General features: G+C 58.6%; 20 protein-coding genes. 2 read left to right on the top strand and 18 right to left on the bottom strand.

Going from position 1 to position 18,893, the window contains the following annotated elements; all coding sequences use genetic code 11:
• Nucleotides 1–37: 37 nt before the first annotated feature.
• From PSJE_RS14315 to PSJE_RS14270, 10 genes are all read right to left on the bottom strand, one after another.
• Entirely contained in the window at nt 38–838 is an 801-nt protein-coding gene (locus PSJE_RS14315; protein WP_090453180.1) for an N-acyl homoserine lactonase family protein, read from the bottom strand.
• Nucleotides 839–852: 14 nt separating this feature from the next.
• Nucleotides 853–1,812, bottom strand: coding sequence for a diiron oxygenase (locus PSJE_RS14310; protein ID WP_090453179.1), 960 nt, complete (start codon nt 1,810–1,812; stop codon nt 853–855).
• Nucleotides 1,813–1,878: 66 nt separating this feature from the next.
• Nucleotides 1,879–2,637, bottom strand: coding sequence for a TauD/TfdA family dioxygenase (locus tag PSJE_RS14305; protein WP_090453177.1), 759 nt, complete (start codon nt 2,635–2,637; stop codon nt 1,879–1,881).
• A gap of 18 nt (nt 2,638–2,655) precedes the next feature.
• Nucleotides 2,656–3,531 (bottom strand): branched-chain amino acid aminotransferase, encoded by an 876-nt coding sequence (locus PSJE_RS14300; protein ID WP_090457746.1) that lies wholly within the window; start codon nt 3,529–3,531, stop codon nt 2,656–2,658.
• A 31-nt stretch (nt 3,532–3,562) separates the two neighbouring features.
• On the bottom strand, nt 3,563–4,903 hold the full coding sequence (locus tag PSJE_RS14295; RefSeq protein ID WP_090453175.1) for a KamA family radical SAM protein: 1,341 nt from the start codon (nt 4,901–4,903) through the stop codon (nt 3,563–3,565).
• A gap of 32 nt (nt 4,904–4,935) precedes the next feature.
• Nucleotides 4,936–5,580 carry a glutathione transferase gene (yfcF, locus tag PSJE_RS14290; RefSeq protein ID WP_090453174.1) on the bottom strand — a complete coding sequence of 215 codons (645 nt, stop codon included), beginning with the start codon at nt 5,578–5,580 and terminating at the stop codon, nt 4,936–4,938.
• A gap of 243 nt (nt 5,581–5,823) precedes the next feature.
• Nucleotides 5,824–6,309 (bottom strand): cupin domain-containing protein, encoded by a 486-nt coding sequence (locus PSJE_RS14285; protein ID WP_090453172.1) that lies wholly within the window; start codon nt 6,307–6,309, stop codon nt 5,824–5,826.
• Nucleotides 6,310–6,392: 83 nt separating this feature from the next.
• A complete protein-coding gene (locus PSJE_RS14280) occupies nt 6,393–6,887 on the bottom strand; it encodes a RidA family protein (RefSeq protein ID WP_008018868.1) in 495 nt (164 codons plus the stop codon).
• Nucleotides 6,888–6,935: 48 nt separating this feature from the next.
• Nucleotides 6,936–8,216 carry an ATP-grasp domain-containing protein gene (locus tag PSJE_RS14275; protein ID WP_090453170.1) on the bottom strand — a complete coding sequence of 427 codons (1,281 nt, stop codon included), beginning with the start codon at nt 8,214–8,216 and terminating at the stop codon, nt 6,936–6,938.
• Between the two features lie 42 nt (nt 8,217–8,258).
• A complete protein-coding gene (locus tag PSJE_RS14270; protein WP_090453168.1) occupies nt 8,259–9,359 on the bottom strand; it encodes an MFS transporter in 1,101 nt (366 codons plus the stop codon).
• Nucleotides 9,360–9,507: 148 nt separating this feature from the next.
• Here PSJE_RS14270 and PSJE_RS14265 point away from each other — a divergent pair, with 148 nt between their 5' ends.
• Nucleotides 9,508–10,926 (top strand): aminotransferase-like domain-containing protein, encoded by a 1,419-nt coding sequence (locus PSJE_RS14265; protein ID WP_090453166.1) that lies wholly within the window; start codon nt 9,508–9,510, stop codon nt 10,924–10,926.
• Nucleotides 10,927–11,209: 283 nt separating this feature from the next.
• On the opposite strand, the gene PSJE_RS14260 is transcribed toward PSJE_RS14265, so the two are convergent.
• The 7 genes from PSJE_RS14260 to cyoA all read right to left on the bottom strand — a co-directional run bounded on the left by PSJE_RS14260 (nt 11,210) and on the right by cyoA (nt 17,396).
• Nucleotides 11,210–11,662: a hypothetical protein gene (locus tag PSJE_RS14260; RefSeq protein WP_090453165.1), complete on the bottom strand. Its 453-nt coding sequence runs from the start codon at nt 11,660–11,662 to the stop codon at nt 11,210–11,212.
• Nucleotides 11,646–12,284, bottom strand: a complete 639-nt coding sequence (locus tag PSJE_RS14255) for a DUF6036 family nucleotidyltransferase (protein ID WP_191622247.1) — start codon at nt 12,282–12,284, stop codon at nt 11,646–11,648. Before PSJE_RS14255 ends, PSJE_RS14260 begins: the two co-directional genes overlap by 17 nt.
• Nucleotides 12,285–12,552: 268 nt before the next feature.
• Nucleotides 12,553–13,440 carry a heme o synthase gene (gene cyoE, locus PSJE_RS14250; protein ID WP_090453163.1) on the bottom strand — a complete coding sequence of 296 codons (888 nt, stop codon included), beginning with the start codon at nt 13,438–13,440 and terminating at the stop codon, nt 12,553–12,555.
• A gap of 11 nt (nt 13,441–13,451) precedes the next feature.
• A complete protein-coding gene (gene cyoD / locus PSJE_RS14245) occupies nt 13,452–13,793 on the bottom strand; it encodes a cytochrome o ubiquinol oxidase subunit IV (RefSeq protein WP_090453161.1) in 342 nt (113 codons plus the stop codon).
• Nucleotides 13,794–14,414 (bottom strand): cytochrome o ubiquinol oxidase subunit III, encoded by a 621-nt coding sequence (locus PSJE_RS14240; RefSeq protein WP_030128695.1) that lies wholly within the window; start codon nt 14,412–14,414, stop codon nt 13,794–13,796.
• A 3-nt stretch (nt 14,415–14,417) separates the two neighbouring features.
• On the bottom strand, nt 14,418–16,448 hold the full coding sequence (gene cyoB, locus PSJE_RS14235) for a cytochrome o ubiquinol oxidase subunit I (protein WP_015093557.1): 2,031 nt from the start codon (nt 16,446–16,448) through the stop codon (nt 14,418–14,420).
• 3 nt (nt 16,449–16,451) lie between these two features.
• Nucleotides 16,452–17,396, bottom strand: coding sequence for a ubiquinol oxidase subunit II (cyoA, locus tag PSJE_RS14230; RefSeq protein WP_057716359.1), 945 nt, complete (start codon nt 17,394–17,396; stop codon nt 16,452–16,454).
• 27 nt (nt 17,397–17,423) lie between these two features.
• On the opposite strand from cyoA, the gene PSJE_RS14225 reads away from it, so the two are divergent.
• A complete protein-coding gene (locus tag PSJE_RS14225; protein WP_057716360.1) occupies nt 17,424–17,684 on the top strand; it encodes a hypothetical protein in 261 nt (86 codons plus the stop codon).
• 550 nt (nt 17,685–18,234) lie between these two features.
• On the opposite strand, the gene PSJE_RS14220 is transcribed toward PSJE_RS14225, so the two are convergent.
• Entirely contained in the window at nt 18,235–18,744 is a 510-nt protein-coding gene (locus tag PSJE_RS14220) for a disulfide bond formation protein B (RefSeq protein WP_057716361.1), read from the bottom strand.
• Nucleotides 18,745–18,893 lie beyond the last annotated feature (149 nt).

The raw sequence follows: 18,893 nt of genomic DNA, 5'->3' as shown, positions 1-18,893 counted from the left end.
GCGAGCAAGCTCGCTCCCACAGGGTTGTAGGTGATCTTCAGAGCGGATTCTGGTGCAGGCAAATGATATGCGGGTCATCATTCCAGTGCGGAAAACGCTCGGCGATCAGCGGGTCATGGCCGGGGATGACATGGTCTTCGCTGTCGGCCAGACGGTCGATCTCGGTGAAGGCTTCAAGGGTTTGCGCCAGGTCATCGAGAATCGGAAACGGACTTCGCCCGCGAATGTTGGCCCACAAATGCGCCGCATCCGAGGCCAGCACAATCCAGCCGCGCTCGGTCGCTACCCGCACCACCTGACTGCCCGGTGTATGTCCGCCTACCGGATGCAGGGTCACGCCCGGAACGACCTCGACAACTCCGTCGTGCAAACGCATCCGCCCTTCGAACAGCGGCGGCAACGCCGACATCACGTCCTCGACTTCGTAGGTTTTGTTCACCGTGCGATGGACCATTTTCGGCCCGGTGCAGAAACGCAACTCCGCGTCTTGCAAATGCACGGTCGCCTTGGGGAACAACCCGAGGTTGCCGGCATGATCCCAATGCAAATGGGTAAGGATCAGGTGCTCGACCCGGGCCGGATCGATGTCCAGTTGCCGCAGGGATTCTTCCGGCAGGCGATACATCTGGCGATCGCGCCGGTGCGCCGTGGCCGGCTGGAAACAGGTGTCGACCACGATCACCTGCTGTTCGTTGCGGATGACCCAGAAGTAGTAGTCCAGCGGCATCGGCGCATTCGGATCACCGCAACAGGCGTCGTAGAGAAAATTCTCCCTGGCGGTGCGCTGGGCGTTTGCACCGACACGGATGGCGAACACTTCGTACACAGGCGTGGACATAAGCACCTCCGGGTTCAGGCGACCGTCGTGGTTTTGAGGGTCGGACGAAAGTCGAAATCGATCTGGTCGCTGATGCCCAGGTCATGGGCCAATTTATGCAGGCCACTGTAGTCGCGCATGATGGTCGCGTTCCTGTTGCTCTCGCGGGTGTCGGCAATGATCAGCGCCGCCTCCTCGACCCCGAGCTGCGTCAGAATCGCCTCCCACATGGAGTAGTCCTGAGCGATAAAAGCACTCAGCGCCACCGACAGGTTGCGTGCGAAAAACTCCCGTTGAGTGGGCTGCATGTTGGCGTACATGACCTTCGCCACTTCGGCCAGCACCTTGCTGTGGGCGTACTCGTCGCGGTTGTGCAGTTCGGCCACCCGGCGGTTCTGCGGCTGGATGGTCTGGTCGTCCGCCAGCAAGTCCAGATAGGCGTTGACGCTGATCTCGGCCACCACCGCAAACGTGATCGCCGCCAGATCCCGCTGCCATTGCTCTGGCAGTGCTTCACGCTGGGCTTTAAGACGCAGGTAAGTGACGGAGGGTGGCAAGTCCAGATCCTGGTCCAGCGCCCGATCGAGTTTGGTCCGTTCGATGGCGCGCAGGTGCATCAGCGTGTGGTAGTGCTCGTCGATCAGGGTCTGTTGCATGGCCTCGCGAAAATGCCAGTCATCCTTGCCCAGGTACTGATTGGCGATGACACTGAGTGCCGGGTTGACCACGTGTTCTTCGGCGGTGACGGTGCGCAGGTTGTAGCCGATCCAGCCCCAGGTCACCACGCTGCTTTTGAGCTCGTCGCTCAAGGCCTGGAATTTCGGATGATGGAAGAACGGCACCATGCACTCCGGGTAGTCCGGCCGCGCGGGATCAAAAACTTCTTCCACCTGGCCCCTGTCCGGCGAACACACCGTGGCGCGCTTGGTCCAGGCCTGGTTGAGCCGCACGATCAGTTGATGATCGACCTGGGCGATCTCGATTGCTGTTTGCATGACGCGATACCTGTAAGGCGCGTACCCGCCAGGGGTACGCCAAAAGAATGTAGGGCGACGGAAAAATCAGGCCAGCCAATAGCGGGTCAGGTTGCGCGCCGGGTCAGTGTAACGACTGCGGGCGTGAATCATCCGCCAGTTATCCCAAATCAGCAGGCATCCGTCGGGAATCAGCACCGGAACGTTGTGCTCGACGAAATACGCTTCGCCGAGCACGGCAAACCTGGCCAGCGGCGAGGTGTTGTTGGTCACCAGTGATTGCTGCAACGCTTCCTTGGACGGGTTCACGTCGCCGTAGTGAAACTGGTTGTAGCTGAAGCGGAAAATATCCCCGTCTTCCGTAGGCGTGAGGATGTACTCCTTGACCCGCCGCTGTCCCGGTTCACCCGGTTTGGCGGTGGCGACAAATTCTACCGGCGTGTCATCCAGCCACTCACGCAGTTCCGGTTCACTGCGCTCCAGGGACTTGAGAAATTCATAGCCGTCCACCAACCCGGTGTGCCCGCCACCGCACCTGGCCTGTTTATGGCAATGCAACGCCAGATAGCGTGGAGGCGGCCCGTACACCGGCGCTTCAGTGTGCGGGCCGATGCCGTTCATGCTCTGGGAATACGGCAAGTCTTCGTAACCCGGCTTGCGGGTAATGGCAAAGGCCGTCTGGCCGTTGAACTGCGGAATGATCCGACCGAACTCGCACAAGGTGCCTACGACATCATCGGCAAATTCGTCCGGGATCAGCACCGTCCAGCCCAACGTCGACAGTTCTTCGTGACGATGGCCGAGCGAAATGCAAGGTTGAGACGCAACAATCCCTTGGTCTGACATGGTGAGATTCCTGGCGGGTTATCCGGCGTTGACGGTTGAGGTGTAAGCGGCGATGAAGTCGCGGCAGGCGTCACCCGGTCGATAGTGCTGCTCATCGATGCTCTGCACCGGGGTGATTTCGGCGGCGGTGCCGGTGAGAAAACACTCATCGAAGTCGGCAAGTTCCGTAGGCAAAATCGTGCGTTCGACCACCTGGTAGTCCAGCGCTTTGGCCAGTTCGATCACGGTCTGGCGGGTGATGCCGTTGAGGAAGCAATCCGGCAGCGGGGTGTGCAGCGTCCGGTCTTTGACGAAAAACACATTGGCGCTGGTGGCTTCGGCAACATGGCCGCGCCAGTCGAGCATCAGCGCATCGTGGTACCCCGTGTTCTCGGCGTCGTGCTTGCTCAGCGTGGCTATCTGGTAATGCCCGGAGGCCTTGGCCTCGAACGGGCTGCTGCTCGGTGGCGGGCGGCGCCAGCTCGCGGTCTTCAAGCGGATACCAGCCATGCGCGCCGCCTGGTCGAAATAGCTCGGCCACTGCCAGCACGCGATGGCCACATGCACACGGTTGAAACGTGCCGAGGTGGAGATCATCTCGCTGCCACGCCACGCCACCGGGCGCAGGTAGCCGTCGGCAACCTTGTTGCGTTGCAGCAGTTCATGGCTCGCCGCTTCCAGTTCAGCCATCTCATAGGGGATGGCAAAATCCATCCATTGCGCCGAGCGATACAAGCGTTCGCTGTGTTCGCGCAGCTTGAAAATCCTGCCGTTGTAGACCCGCTCGCCTTCATACACGGTGCTCGCGTAATGCAGGCCATGGGTCAGCACATGCAACTGCGCCCGGGACCACTCGACGAACTCGCCGTCGAGCCAGATAACGCCCTCGCGCTGATCAAACGGGATACTGCTCATATCCATATCTCCCCATTGTTCATCAATTTTCCTACGCTGTTTCCAGCAACACGGGTATCAATTCCGGCACGGCGGTGAGCTCGGTCTGAAAGAAGAACGCACGCTCGCCGAAGGCCGGTTGCAAGTCGTCGAACCAGGTCACTTGCGGATCGAAGCGCGCGTAGAACATGCGCAACACCCATTGCGGATTGCGTGCCTGGAGGAACTGCAAGACGAAGACCTTTTCCCCGGCGACGGTCTCGATGCCGTTGATCAACACCTTGCCGTAGAAGGTGCTCATGGACGGCCCGCGCACCGTTCGCGCCAGCCCCGATACCGTGCGGTACGCCGCCTGGAAGATCTCGAAGGCCCGAGCCAGCGGCATCGCGAAGTAGTGGCTGGGCCCGGTGTCACGCTCAACGAACATGTAATAAGGCACCGCCCCGAGCCGCACCCCTTCGGTCCACAGCGCCGCCCAGTCAGCGGGGTTTTCGTTGACGTGGCGGATCACCGGCGCCTGCATGCGCACCGTCGCGCCCGTCGAGCGAATACGCTCGATGGCCTGGCGGGCGATGACCTGGCGGATCTCCACCGGGTGGTTGTAGTGGCCCATGATCGACAGGTTTTTCCCCGCCGCGACGATGCGCTGGAACAGCTCCAGCAGCTCAGGTGCATCCTTGTCGCTGACAAAACGCTGCGGCCAGTACGCCACGGACTTGGTGCCGATGCGGATGTTCTTCAGGTGTGGCAAATCCAGCAGCGGCTCGATGTAACCGGCCAGGGAGCGGGTGTTCATGATCATCGGGTCGCCGCCGGTAATCAGCACGTCGGTCACTTCGGTGTGCACCCTCAGGTAACTGACCAGCTCCTGGGACTCACGGGCGTTGAACTTGAGTTCTTCCTCGCCGATGAACTGCGCCCAGCGGAAACAGAAGGTGCAGTACGCGTGACAAGTCTGACCGGCACCGGGGAAAAACAGCACGGTCTCGCGGTACTTGTGCTGGATGCCCGGCAGGACCTTGCCGTTGAGGGTGACTCCGTTGTGGGTCAACTGCCCGGCCGGATGCGGGTTCATGCGCCGCCAGATCGCCTCGATCCGACGCTTGATCGCCGCGCTGTCATCCTGCTCGATCAGTTGTTTGAGCGAGGCATATTCCTCCGCCAGCAACATGTCCTTGTGGGGAAAAGTCATGCGAAAAACCGGATCGTCCGGAATGTTGTTCCAGTCGATCAGCGTGCCCAGCACGTATTCGTTGGTGCGAAACGGCATGACCCTGGCCACCACGGTCATGGCCTCCTGCAACGCCGGCGTCAGCTTGTGCCAGTACGGTGTGTCGCGGATGGTGCGTGAGTTATAGGGTTTGTAGCGTTCGTGCTCCGACAGTCCTTGCATGGCCGCGCTCCTGGTGATTGCCCTGAGTGTTGTTACGCGATGGCCGGCGCTTTGCGCTCTATGTCCATCCACGCCCGAACGCTGTCGCGATCCCACTGGCGACGCACATATGCCGCGAGCCGTGCCGGCACCGGATCGCCGTTGGCAACCAGTCGGTTGAGCATGATTGCCAGGTCGGTGTCGGCAATGCTCCAGTCACCGAACAGATGCTCGGCGCCCTCTTCCAGCAAATGCCCGGCGACGAAGAACAAGCGCTCGACGGCGGCTTCGGCCTCGTCGGACAGCACGGTGTTTTTCTTGCCGAAGTACACCAGGTCAAACGGGCGCTCCTTGCGCACCACCAACAAGTCACTGCGCAACCAGGCCTGCAATTGACGGGCACGGGCGCGCTGGCGGATGTCCTGCGGATAGAGTTTTTTATGCCCCGGGGAGAGTTCATCAAGGTATTCGGCAATCGCCGATGATTCCGACAAGGCAAAACCTGCGTGAACCAGCGTTGGAACTTTGCAGGTCAGCGAAAGATCGCGATAACTCGGCATATAGTTTTCGCGTGCTTTTAGATTGACAGCAACAAGTTCAAATGAAAGTTGCTTTTCCTTGAGCGCCACAAAAGCCGACATCGCAAAAGCGCTGACATGATCGGCGCCGACATACAGTTTTAGCTTCCTGTTATCCATAGAACACTCCATTCACTGACTGCAGGGATTAACGTGCATTGGAAGTGATCGTAGTAAGTTGGATGAAGGCTGAATAGATACAGAATTTGCCTGTTTCAATCGATACAGAAAGTTGTTTTTCATCGACAGATACGCAGCCAAAATCCCGGCAATAGCGCTGCAAAATGCGATACCGGTGGCAGGTCTTAAAAACAAAAAAGGGAGCCAACGATGGTTGGCTCCCTTGGCTGATGCGCTGGGAAATTACGGCTGGGTGGTGATCAGGCCATGGCTGTCGGCAAAGTTCGAAAGCAGTGCCATTTGTGGCATATTGCTCATGTTCAGCATCGCCAGAGGCTCGTATTTACTGGTGTTAACGAACCCATGTCGGGTCCAGGCCGGCACCAGCAGCACGTCACCGCTGCTGACATCGACCCCGTCGGCATCGCCAAGGGTCAACACGCCGCTGCCGCACTGGATGACAAACAGATGCCACCAGGAATGGGCATGACCGTTGAGCGTCACACCGGGGTTGAGCCATTGCATGGCGATCGCCATGCCAGGCGTCACTTCGCAGCCTTCAATGCTCTTTTCATGAGCCAACGCGACAATATCAACGTCGCTGGCTTCAAGGGTCTGGCGCATATCCGTCAGTTCAGTGCCTTTCCATACCTTGGGACTTGGCGTTCGATGGTGCAGGCTCTTACGAAAGTCCTTATATGAAAAAAACGCACCTTGAAAGTTATCCATTCGCACGTCCTTTCTTATTATTTCCCATACCTTAGCGCTAAACCTTAAGTTAACAGTTCAGCGCTGTAAAGTCTGGAAATAACTTATAAAACCGATGGGCGCAAGGCGGCAATCATGTCCACTTCTATCGCGGCATTCTTGGGTAACTGATAAACACCGACTGTGGTGCGCGTATGTTTTCCGGCATCGCCCAGTACATGGCTGAACACATCCGAGGCGCCGTTGGCCACTTCGCTCAAATCGACAAAGTCCGCCGTGGACTTCACATACACCGTTACCCGGATCAGTGACTTGATCTTGTCCAGCGAACCAATGGCATCAACGATCAACGCCAGCCCACGCATCGCACTGATGCTGGCGGCCGCCTGCGCATCAGCCATGGTGAGATCCAGTCCGACGCGGCCGGGGTAATGGATCTTGCCGTTCATGCGCGGCACCAGGCCGCTGATGTACAGCTCATCGTGATGACGGATCAGCGGCGCGTAATGCCCGCCTGCGGTGTTTTCGCCGTAAATGTCATAACCAAACTCTTTGGCCAGGGCGATGAAGCGTTCATCGCAGGTCATGTGCTGGATCATTGATCGAACCCTCTTGATCAGTAATGCAAAAAACGGGTGCTTGCTGGCTCAACACACGGCGCGAGTGACCGGTGCCAGGCAAGTCACCTCGATGCGTGACTCAATCACCTCGGCCAGACGCAACAGGTCGTTGCTCAGTTGCCCGTAGTGTTCGTTGAACAACACGATGTGGCCGATGAATGAGAAGTTGTCCTTGACCTGCGCGCTGACCGAGTCACCGATGCGCTTGGCGTACTGGCCTTCCAGCAGTTCAATGCGCAGCGAACGGGCCACGGTGGCGATGTCGGGCGTCGCCCGCAGGATGCCGCCGGCCGGCGCCCTGAGCAGGCGAATGCCGCAGTAGCCGCGGGCCACTGGCTCATGCTGTTCGGTCTTGCCTTCCACCGCCCAGCGCACCCAGCGTTCCCACGGATCGAAATTGACGAAGGCGCGTTTGGCCAGGTCCCAGATGTGCATGCCGCCGGGGCGCATGTTGGTTTCCACGGCCGAGGTCAGGTTGTCGCTGCGCAGGAACACTTCGTTGTGCCAGGCACCGTTGTCCTGGGAGACCAGCGCCGACATGTGCCGGCCAGCCGCCATCAGCCGCGCCTGCACGTCCACCGACAACGGCGCTGGCACCACTTGCTGGATCTCGGCGCGGTAGGCGCCTTCGGTGGTGGTTTTTTCCGTCACCCAGGTGCTGCCGGCCACACAGTCCCAGCTGTATTCACGGGCGTTCTGCACCAGCGCTTCAAGGACGATGCCGCCTTCGCGGTAAGGCTTCAGGGCCAGCCAGGCGTCATCGCATTCCGACGGATGATGGATGACGCGACAGCCCCGGCTCGCACCTTCGCAGGCCGGTTTGATGAAGGCCTTGCCGCCCAGTTCGACGACGCGCTGGCGCAGTTCCGACAGGTTTTCGACCCGCGCGGAAAACACCGGCCGGTAATCTCCGGGGGAGGTGCTGGCCGCCGCTTCGAGCCGACGGAAGATCTGCTTGTCCAGGCCCGCCCGCGCTTCTTCCGGGGTAATGCCCGGCAGGCCGAAGTGAGTGGCCAGCGCTGCACCGAGCAGCACGCCGCGATCGGAGAACGGCAGTACGCCGATCAGCTTCCAGCTGTCGGCATTCAGGCACCCCACCACCAGTTCAAGGGATGCCGCCACATCTTCTTCCGCCAGCGAAGTGCTGCAGACGTGATCGGCCACCTGGTCGTCATGGGGTTGAATTTGCTCGACCAGCAGGATGAGCCTGGCGTTGTAGAGCGACTTGCACAGCTCGCGCAGTTTCTGGATGTCGTGCACCCGATTGCCGTTGTAACCGACCACTACTACACATGAAGTCGTATTCATAATGCCCCTGACCTGCAAAGTGAAAACCGCAACGGCAATGACTCAGTCATGCAACGACGCATTGGATTTACGGTTGAGCCAGTACCAGGCCAGGATCCCTGCGGCACCGATGGCGGCCAGCACCAGCGCGTTGTACGGCGCCGGCACCACCCGCATGATCAACACGGTCAGCCCGGCCCCGACGCCCAGGGACACTTCCTTGACGAACATGTTGTTCTGTTTGACGGAGAAGTAATCGAGGTAGCTGAAGGCGCATTCGGCAATGGACAGCAGTGCCACCCAGACCAGCGCCCCGGCGAGGGTTTCGACGTGGAACGCGGCAGGCGAAGACAGCACCGCAAAACCGCCGACGATGATCCCGATCACCGCCACGACCTTGTAGCGCCCGGTGCGCTCGATCAGCTTCATCACCGGCACTTGGGCGAAGACCACCACGGCGCTGTTGAGGATCAGCATCAAGCCGTACCAGGCCGGCAACTCGCCGGTCTTGAGCAGGATTGCCTGTGGCAGGATCGAGAACACCCCGAACAGCTTGATGCCCATGATGATCCCGGCGATCACCCAGGGCAGTTTGTTGCCCCAGTTGCTGCCGACCTGAGTGGCCGGGCGGGCTACCACCGGCTCGGTGGTGAATGTCGCGCCGAGGGCGATCGGCAGGCACAGCAACACGAAGGCCGCCGCGCCGAGGAAAAACATCGTCGGCGTGAGAAGCGGCGACAGCAGGATCAAACCGGCCACCAGGCTGCCCAAGTTCATGGCGACGCGGTTGTAGGCCGCGCCTTCCTTGGTCTGGGCCGCTTCGCTCTTGATCAGGTAACCGGCAATGGCAATGCCGTAGGCAAACAACGCGGCAGCAAACATCACCATGCCTTGATTGCTGGTCAACGCCAGCAGTACCAGGCCAAGGCCGGCACACAGCAGCGTGACGCTCAGGGAACGACGGCCAAGTACCAGTAAAGTCAGGGGCAACAGCAGCAACAAGGCGCGATATCCAAGGGCCAGGATGCTGTTGGTGGCCGTGTCGAGCCAGACGTTGGCCTTGCCCAGTACCGCGAACAGCGAGACGGCGGTGATGATCCGGATCGTGAATAACCGCAGGTTAATGACCGGTTTAGCCACCGCGACCGTTGTTTCGACACTCATGCAGCACCTCAGGAACCGGGTGAACGCCCGCCGACAAAGGCTGACATTCAGAAAAGTCTGTAAGGGCATGGTAGAGAGAGAGGCGTGTCCTGATCAGGGCAAGTTCGTATAGAATCCAACGAACTTTACTGCCGGAGAGACCAGTAAAATGCAGGTTCAACGTGCAGTCATTGCCGCCATTGAATTCCAGCCCGGTGCGCCGCTGGTGCAGCAGATCGTCGATCAGCTGACGCATGCCATCAGCACCGGGGGCCTGCCCCACGGCGCCAAGCTGCCGCCGATTCGCGAACTCTCCGACTTGATGAACGTAGGCAAGTCCACGGTGGTCGATGCACTGGACCGCATGCGGGCCAAGGGGCTGGTGGTGTCGCGGCAGGGCTCCGGGCATTACGTGCATCGCTCCGAAGCGGCGCTGAAAAGCGGCACCGGCCCGGACCTGCAACCCCAGGACACCCTCAGCGTGATTCGTCGCGCCTTGCTGCTGGACAACGGCGCGCTGCGCCCCGGCTGCGGTTTTCTGCCGACCTCGTGGCTACCCGCCGAAGAATTACAGAAAGCCGTGCGCAGTACCCTGCGAGCAACGTCGTTGCGCATGGGCGAGTACGGCGTGGCCGGCGGTTACTTGCCGTTGCGCCAGGCCCTGCGGGTGAAGCTGGCGACCTTCGGCATCGAAGCGCCGGTGGACCAGATCATCACCACCGCCAACACCATGCAGGCCATCGACCTGCTGATGCGCCTGCTGGTCAAACCCGGCGACACCGTACTGCTCGACGACCCCTGCTACTTCAACATGCACGCCAATCTGGCGCTGCACGGGGCCAAGGTCATCACCATCGCACGGGATTGCGACGGCATGGACCTCGACGCCTTCGAGCAACTGCTGATCGCCCACAAACCCGTGCTGTACATGACCAACAGCACGCTGCATAACCCCACCGGCCACTCGTTCACCCCGGCCCAGGTTTACCGCTTGCTGGAACTGAGCCACCGCCATGGCTTCCACATCGTCGAAGACGACCTGTACTGCGACATCCAGCATCGCCGCACCCCGCGCCTGGCCGCCAGCGGGCTGGACAATGTGAGTTATGTCTCCGGCTTCTCCAAGACCCTGACCGCCAACAGCCGGGTCAGCTACACCGTGCTCTCGCCACAATTGGCGGCGCGGATGGTCGCGTTGAAAATGGCCTGCGGTGGCGTGACCTCAGAACTGGCGGAGCAGATCACCTGCACCATGCTCAGCGACGGCAGCTATGCCAAGCATGCGCGGCGCACGGTGGATCGGCTCTATGAATCGAACAGTCGTGTGGCCAGTTGGTTAGCGGAGGCCGGATGTTCGCTTTCCTCGCTTCCCGGAGAAGGGGTGTTTATATGGGCGCGGTTGCCGGACGGCCTGCATGCCGAAAACCTGGCTCGCCAAGGGCTGGAGAACAATATGGTATTGGCGCCGGGCACCTTGCTGAGCAAAGGGCCGGATGCCAGCCAGTTCCTGCGCTTCAATGTGGCGCACAGCGATAGCTTGCAAGTGCGCGAGCGGTTTTTCCGGTTGCTTGATAAGCAAAGCAAGTAACCGACGACCACCGATCTTGTGGGAGCGAGCTTGCTCGCGATGAGGCCGTCATATTCAAAATTGATGTTGCCTGACACGCCGCCATCGCGAGCAAGCTCGCTCCCACAAGGGTTCAGCGTCGTACCCGATATCAGCGATAACGTGGTGAAGGTGCTCGATACCCCCTGTAACAACCGCGCATGAATGAAAAAGCCCCACCGTTCTCTCGAAAGGAGGGGCTTTGCGCTGTAGGCCGTTTCAATTTTTGGGCCAAACGATGCAGCCTCTTCGCTGCAACCAGAGCTCAGGAAAACATGGCGCGCTGCTCAGCTTCGTAATGCCGGGTCTGAAAAGGCATGAGGGCTTGGGCTTTTAGGCCGAGGCCCTCACTCAACCCCCAAGAGACAGCGAGTTCATCACGGCGTCGACGCAATGGCGTGACGGTTTGTAGCATCACGGCTTGCACGGAAGTCGAATGTGCAAAAAGCTCGAGGACATTGAGCGTTTCCGACACCCGGAGATCGGACAAGCAAGCAAATCGAGTGAATCGCTCGAGCAGATAGCCAGCGCGCCGGACCTCCACTTCGTCAGTGTGACGATTCAAAAAAGCGGTAACCTCGCTTTCAAGATTTGAGTCCGAGTACCAGACAGCTTTGGCGGCGCTCACGAGAGCAGCGTCATCCGCTTGATTTAAAGGTCTTTTTACCAGCGTGTCCAAGGCGGATGAGAGGACGTGGCCGCTATGAGGCTTCGTCATCTGTGCTCTCCAGATAATCATGCAAAATATTAGTGAGAACGGAGATTGGTGGCTCCTTGTTGCCAACATATACATCAATCGCCTGCAATGCCAGTCGACGGAACTCGGTAGTCAAGATGAAACCAGCCCTGAGAAGTGCCTTGATATCACCAATGTCCTGATCGGTCGCTCTGCCCAGCTTGGAGATGGCAATGTCGACAGGTGCTGCGATATGAACGTGCAGCGGGGACTCTATCGGAAACGCTTCAATAGGAAGGCTCCGCTCCCAATAGTCCTCATGTATCGGACCAAAACTGGTGTTGTATTGCAGGTCGTAGTTCAGCTCCATCAATCGACCGGATCGCTCATCAACAAACTGTTCGGGTATCTCTGCGAGCATGGTTTGCAGGTGTAAACCTTCGGGAACATGAGCCTCATAAATCTCGGCATCGACGTCGGTGGAAACGCGATGATGGGTATAAAGGTGAACAGCGCAGCCACCGAAAACGATAATTTTGACGGCCCCTGGTCCTGCGTTCTCTAGCTCCAGTTCCGCTTCGACAGATTTGAATATTGAAATCAAAGCCTGCCCCAACGCTGTTTCCGTATTAACACGCGGGGTGATTACCTCTGGTAGCTCCATCGTAGATCCTCTGGGATCCTCGTAATAACGGCTCCCGAGGCTAGATAGGCGACTTCCGACCCTCAACCTGAAAAACCCGTGGGAAAGTTCAGGCAAATCCGTAAGCATTTTTGCCGGTCAGGCCCCCTATCGTAAGAGGCCTGTCAGTCCGCGTCGCGGCCATAGCAAGCAGGCTCGCGATGGCGGCAACGCGGTCCCGCAGAAAGCACCCAACAAAAAGCCCCGCTCTTCTCTCGAAGGCGGGGCTTTTCTTTACAGCATCCGACGCTTAAGGCGCGTACGTCAGCAACAACTCCGCCGGCACTTTGAAGTCCAGGGACATCATCACGCTCAACGCGGTAATGGTGAAGATCGAGAACACGAACAGCTTGCGTGCCCAGACCGTGTCATCCACTGCCTTGTAGCCGGTCCAGGCCATGTACAGCCAGTACATGCCCATGGCCGCGGCGACGGCGAGGTAGCTCATGCCGGCGTAGCCGCTGAAGGTCAGCATCAAGGTCGCCACGAGGAACGCCAGGATGTAGAGCAGGATGTGCTTCTTGGCCACCTGGATGCCGCGCTTCACCGGCAGCACCGGAATCGATGCGGCCAGGTAATCGTTGAAGCGGAAGATCGCGATGGCGTAGGAATGCGGCATCTGCCACAGGCTGAACATCACCAGCAGGGTCAGCGCGGCCATGTCGAAGGTGTTGCTGACTGCGACGTAGCCAATCACCGGCGGCATGGCGCCCGACAGACTGCCCACCAGCGTGCCGTGAACCGACTTGCGCTTGAGGTACAGGCTGTAGAAGCCGACGTAGATCACGAAGCCGATGACTGCGAACAGTGCGGCCAACGGGTTGGCCACCTTGTACAACAGTGCAATACCGGCGACACCCAGGACGGTCGCATAGATCAGGGCCAGTTTCAGGGAGATCAAGCCCTGGACCAGCACCCGGTTCTTGGTGCGTTCCATCTTCAGGTCGATGTCGCGGTCGATGCAGTTGTTGAACACGCAACCGGAGGCAACCACCAGGGACGTGCCGATCATGGCGGCCAGGAAGATGGCCAGATCGACATGCCCTTTGGAGGCCAGGAAAAATCCGCCTGCCACAGAAAGCACGTTACCGAAAATGATCCCCGGTTTGGTGATTTGGATAAAGTGCTTGAGGGACATGCGGACTTACCTCACTTCGCCATCATGAACGTGTGGATGCTGAACATGATCCACAGCGACAGGCCAACCAGCAGGACAATCACGATCGCGGCGAAGACAAACGCAATCACGTTGTTTCGCTGCGCGGCCGAACGGTCCAGGTGCAGGAAGTACACCAGGTGCACCAGCACCTGGACGATCGCGAACGCCAGGACGATCAACAGGGTGATCGACTTCGGCAGTGTCGGGTACATCACCAGACCGAATGGAATGGCGGTCAGGATCACCGACAGGATGAAGCCGATGACGTACGACTTGTAGCTGCCGTGACCGGCGTCGTCGTGGCCATGGTGGGAATGAGCTGGGTTAGCCATTTACATAGTCCCCATCAGATAAACAACGGTGAATACGCAGATCCAGACGACGTCCAGGAAGTGCCAGAACAGGCTCAGGCAGCTCAGACGGGTCTTGTTGGTCGAGGTCAGGCCATGCTTGTTGACCTGATACATCATGATCGCCATCCAGATCAGACCGCTGGTCACGTGCAGACCGTGGGTACCGACCAGGGTGAAGAACCCGGACAGGAAGCCGGAACGGCTAGGGCCGTAGCCTTCGGAGATCAAGATGTGGAACTCGTTGATCTCCATGCCGATGAAGCCCAGGCCGAACAGGAAGGTCATGGCCAACCAGCCCAGGACCTGCTTCTTGTTGCCCCGGTAGAACGCCAGCATGGCGAAGCCGTAGGTGATCGAACTGAACAACAGCAGAGCGGTTTCGCCCAGCACGTATGGCAGTTCGAAGATGTCGTGGCCCGACGGACCACCCGCTACGTTGTTAACCAGTACCGCGTACACCGCGAAGATCGACGCAAACAGAATGCAGTCGGTCATCAGGTAGAGCCAGAAACCGTATACGGTCATCTCGCCCGAGTCGTGGTGGTCATCGTGCCCATGGTCACCATGGGCGTGTCCAACATTGGTCACTAAATTCGACATGGTTTAAGCCTGTTCCAACGAGGTTTCAACACGGGTGGCGGTGGCCGGGATTTTCCCTGCCGCTACCAGGCGCTTGTGCTGCTCGGCTTCGATGCGCTCGATCACGTCGACCGGCACCATATAGCCTTGATCATCACGGGCCGCGTGGATCACGAAGTAGATCACGGTGCCGGCCAGGCTAGCGATTGCCAGCCACCAGATGTGCCAGATCATCGCGAAACCGAACACGGTCAACAGCGCGCCCATGACCACACCGGTGGCGGTGTTGTTAGGCATGTGGATCGGCTGGTACTTGGCCGGAGCCTTGTACGCGGTGCCGTTTTCCTTGGCTTCGGTGAACGGGTCGATGCAGTCGGCTTTCGGCAGCACGGCAAAGTTGTAGAACGGTGGTGGCGACGAGGTCGACCATTCCAGGGTGTGGGCATTCCACGGGTCGCCGTGTTCGCACATGTTTTCCGGCTTGTTGCGGTCACGCACGCTGACGTACAGCTGGATCAGCTGGCAAGCGATACCCACGGCGATCATCACCGCACCGAACATGGCGACGTACAGGTACGGCACCCACTCAGGGTTGGTGGTGGCGTTCAGACGACGGGTCATGCCCATGAAGCCCAGCGCGTAGAGCGGCATGAACGCGACGAAGAAGCCCGAGATCCAGAACCAGAACGCTGCCTTGCCCCAGCCTTCGTGCAGCTTGAAGCCGAACGCTTTAGGGAAGTAGAACGCGAAACCTGCGATGTAACCGAATACCGCACCGCCGATGATCACGTTATGGAAGTGCGCGATCACGAACAGGCTGTTGTGCAGAACGAAGTCAGCACCCGGGATGGCCAGCAGTACGCCGGTCATGCCGCCGATGGCGAAGGTCACCATGAAGCCCAGGGTCCACAGAACCTGGCTGGTGAAACGCAGACGGCCCTGGTAGATGGTGAACAGCCAGTTGAACAGCTTCACACCCGTCGGGATGGAAATCAGCATCGTCGCCAGACCGAAGAAGGCGTTGACGCTGGCACCCGAACCCATGGTGAAGAAGTGGTGCAGCCAAACCATGAAGCCCAGGATCGAGATCGCGCCCGATGCGTAGACCATCGAGTGGTGGCCGAACAGTTTCTTGCCGGTGAAGGTCGAGATGACTTCAGAGAAGATACCGAACGCTGGCAGGATCAGGATGTACACCTCAGGGTGACCCCATGCCCAGAACAGGTTCACGTACATCATCGGATTGCCACCAAGTTCATTGGTGAAAATGTGGAAATCCATGTAACGGTCAAGCGTCAACAGCGCCAGGGTAGCGGTCAGGATCGGGAACGAAGCCACGATCAGGACGTTGGCCCAGGTGCAGGTCCAGGTGAAGATCGGCATGTCCATCAGCTTCATGCCAGGGGTACGCATTTTCAGCACGGTGGCCAGGAAGTTGACCCCCGTCAGCGTCGTACCCAGGCCGGATAGCTGTAGCGCCCAGATGTAGTAATCCATCCCCACGCCAGGGCTGTATTGCAGGCCCGACAGCGGCGGATAGGCAACCCAGCCGGTCTTGGCGAATTCGCCGACGCCCAGGGATAGGTTGATCAGCACCACGCCGGAAACCAGCAGCCAGAAGCTCAGGGAGTTCAGGAACGGGTAGGCAACGTCACGCGCGCCGATCTGCAGCGGCACTGCAAGGTTCATCAGGCCGGTGAAGAATGGCATCGCCATGAAGATGATCATGATCACACCGTGGGCGGTGAAGATCTGGTCATAGTGTTCAGGTGGCAGGTAGCCAGGCGAACCCTCGGTGGCCATGGCCAGCTGGGTACGCATCATGATGGCGTCGGCAAAGCCGCGCAGCAGCATGACCATGGCGACGATGATGTACATCACGCCGATTTTCTTGTGGTCGACCGACGTCAGCCACTCGGTCCACAGGTAGGTCCACTTCTTGAAGTAGGTGATTGCAGCGAACAGCGCCAGACCACCGAGCGCGATCATGGCGATGGTCACCATTACGATCGGCTCGTGGAACGGGACTGCTTCCCAACTTAATTTACCAAACATCGTTTACTCCTCTGCCCCGGCAGCTGAATGCGAGTTCATGTCCATTCCTTGCGTAGCGGCCACTTCTTTCTCTTCTTTCTCGTGCTTCACTTTCGGACCCGGTTTCATGCCTTCGTACTTGTCGACGATGGTCTGGAACAGGTTCGGCGTCACCGAGGAGTAGAGCTCGACTGGGTTGTTCTGGCTTTGCTTGGCAAGGGCTGCGTATTCAGCTTGTTCAAGCTGCTTAGGTGCCTTTTTGACTTCACTTACCCAGGCGTCGAAATCTTCCTGGGAAGTTGCGATCGCTTTGAATTTCATACCGGTGAAACCCGCGCCGCTGTAGTTGGCGGAGATACCGTCCATCTCGGCGTTCTCGTTGGCGATCAGGTGCAGCTTGGTCTGCATGCCCGCCATCGCGTAGATCTGGCCGCCCAGCGCAGGGATGAAGAACGAGTTCATCACGGCGTCGGAAGTGATCTTGAAGTTGATCGGGGTGTGCGCCGGGAACACGATCTTGTTGACCGTGGCGATGCCTTGTTCCGGGTAGATGAACAGCCACTTCCAGTCCAGCGCGACCACTTCGATGGTCACAGGCTTGACGTCGGATTCCAGCGGCTTGTACGGGTCAAGGGCGTGGGTCGACTTGTAGGTGACGTAACCCAGGGCAATGATGATCAGCACTGGAACAGCCCACACCGCGATCTCGATCTTGGTGGAGTGGTTCCATTTCGGGGTGTAGGTAGCGTTGGTGTTGGACGCGCGGTATTTCCAGGCGAACAGGAAGGTCATGATGATGACCGGAACGACGACCAACAGCATCAGCAGCGTTGCGGTGATGATCAGGTTTCGCTCATCCAGACCAACCTGGCCCTTGGGATTGAGCAAGGTCATGTTGCAGCCTGACAGCAACAACGTGCCGATCAGCGGCAATAAGCCTAGTAGTCTGGGGTACCTGTTTTTACTCATCTCACGACCTCTAAAGCAGCTTGCGCAATGCAGTTGGGTTTTGATCGCCAACACTTCACCCTGCCAAGGGTTGGCATTTTTCTTGGATTGAATAAGGGCATGCCCGTCGTGCGTCAGACGCTGTACGACAAATCCCGGGCCTGCGGTGAGTTCTTATTCGAATACGTGGTCAAAGGCCTTGTTACAGACCAATTCCATTTGGTGCGGGTAATTGGAGGCTCCGACACCTGGGAATCGCATGAAGCCACCAGACCTCTCGACACCCTGTTTCTGCTCACCCCTGGTTAAGATTTGAGCAGTGCCGGGAATTCAGTGCGGGCGATTGTAGATATGTAACGTTCCATAAACCATGTCTCATCCCGAAATAATTTTTATCCGAACCGGCAACAATCATTAACCGTTTTCGCAAAAGTGGCGCATCTTATCGAAATTAATTCTCAACAAAAACACCAAAATAAGTAGGTCTTCCACCCACGGTTCAGACAGTATCGTGTCCCTCTTCTCGGCCCTTGACCTTGCCCAAGGCCCGATATGACGGGGGCTCTGGCCATTCGCCAGAGCCTGTTAAAACTGCCTGTTCGTGCCCGTAATGGAAAAAACCGGAAGCCTGCAAAACAAGCCAATTTCGTTACGTTTCCATGCACCAATCCGGCCTTCTCGAACGCCCTGCGGCGCTCACTCTGTGACAACATGTCGCACACGTGTCGCACCCTTGATTGCCACCCGTCACAGTCTTTTTACCCAGCCTCTGAAATGTGCTCTGCAAGACAAAAAAACCCCGGCCCTCTCTTCGAGGACCGGGGCTTTTTTGTCCGACAATAGGAGGCGGCAGTTGACCTCAACGCAGCGTTTTGCGGTTACGCGAAGTCAGCAACGGCACCAGCACCACGATCAGCACAAAGGCAACCAGCGCCCACTGCGCCAGCGACAGACCGAGGATCGGCGGGTATGGCGTGGAGCAGAAACCATCGACCTGGAAACCCAGCGGGAAGATCTTCGCCAGCGGCAAGTCATCGACAATCGGTTGCAGCACATCGATGCCGCAGCTGACCGCCGGATAGAACTGCGTATAGACGTGATGCCCGGCAACGCCTGCACCTGCCACTGCACAAATCACCACCAGGGTTTCAAACACCGTGATGCTGCGACGGCCGCGCATGGCCGCGCCGATGAAGGCAAAGATCGCGATCAGCAGCAACGCGTAACGTTGCAGGATGCACAACGGGCAAGGGGCCTCGCCCAGAACAATTTGCATGTACAGCGCGCCGCCGATCAGCGCCAGGCAAATGATGCCCAAAAACACCAGATAGCGCCGTTCACGCCCCAACCGCATGGATTCATCGCTCATCGCGTTTCCCTTCAATATTTCGATTGCCCGTCAGTCTACACGCTGGCCCGGACCTTTGAGAGTCTGGCGCATGTGAGGGGGATTCGGGGGAATAGACGATAAGGCGGTTAAGAAGGGATTAACTTTCTGACTTTTTTCAGTTCAGGACC

The sequence above is a fragment of the Pseudomonas jessenii genome (assembly GCF_002236115.1).
GTDB classification, from domain to species: Bacteria; Pseudomonadota; Gammaproteobacteria; order Pseudomonadales; family Pseudomonadaceae; genus Aquipseudomonas; species Aquipseudomonas jessenii.
Note: the sequence above shows the minus strand (reverse complement) of the source record. Positions and strands in the feature narration are given on the sequence as shown.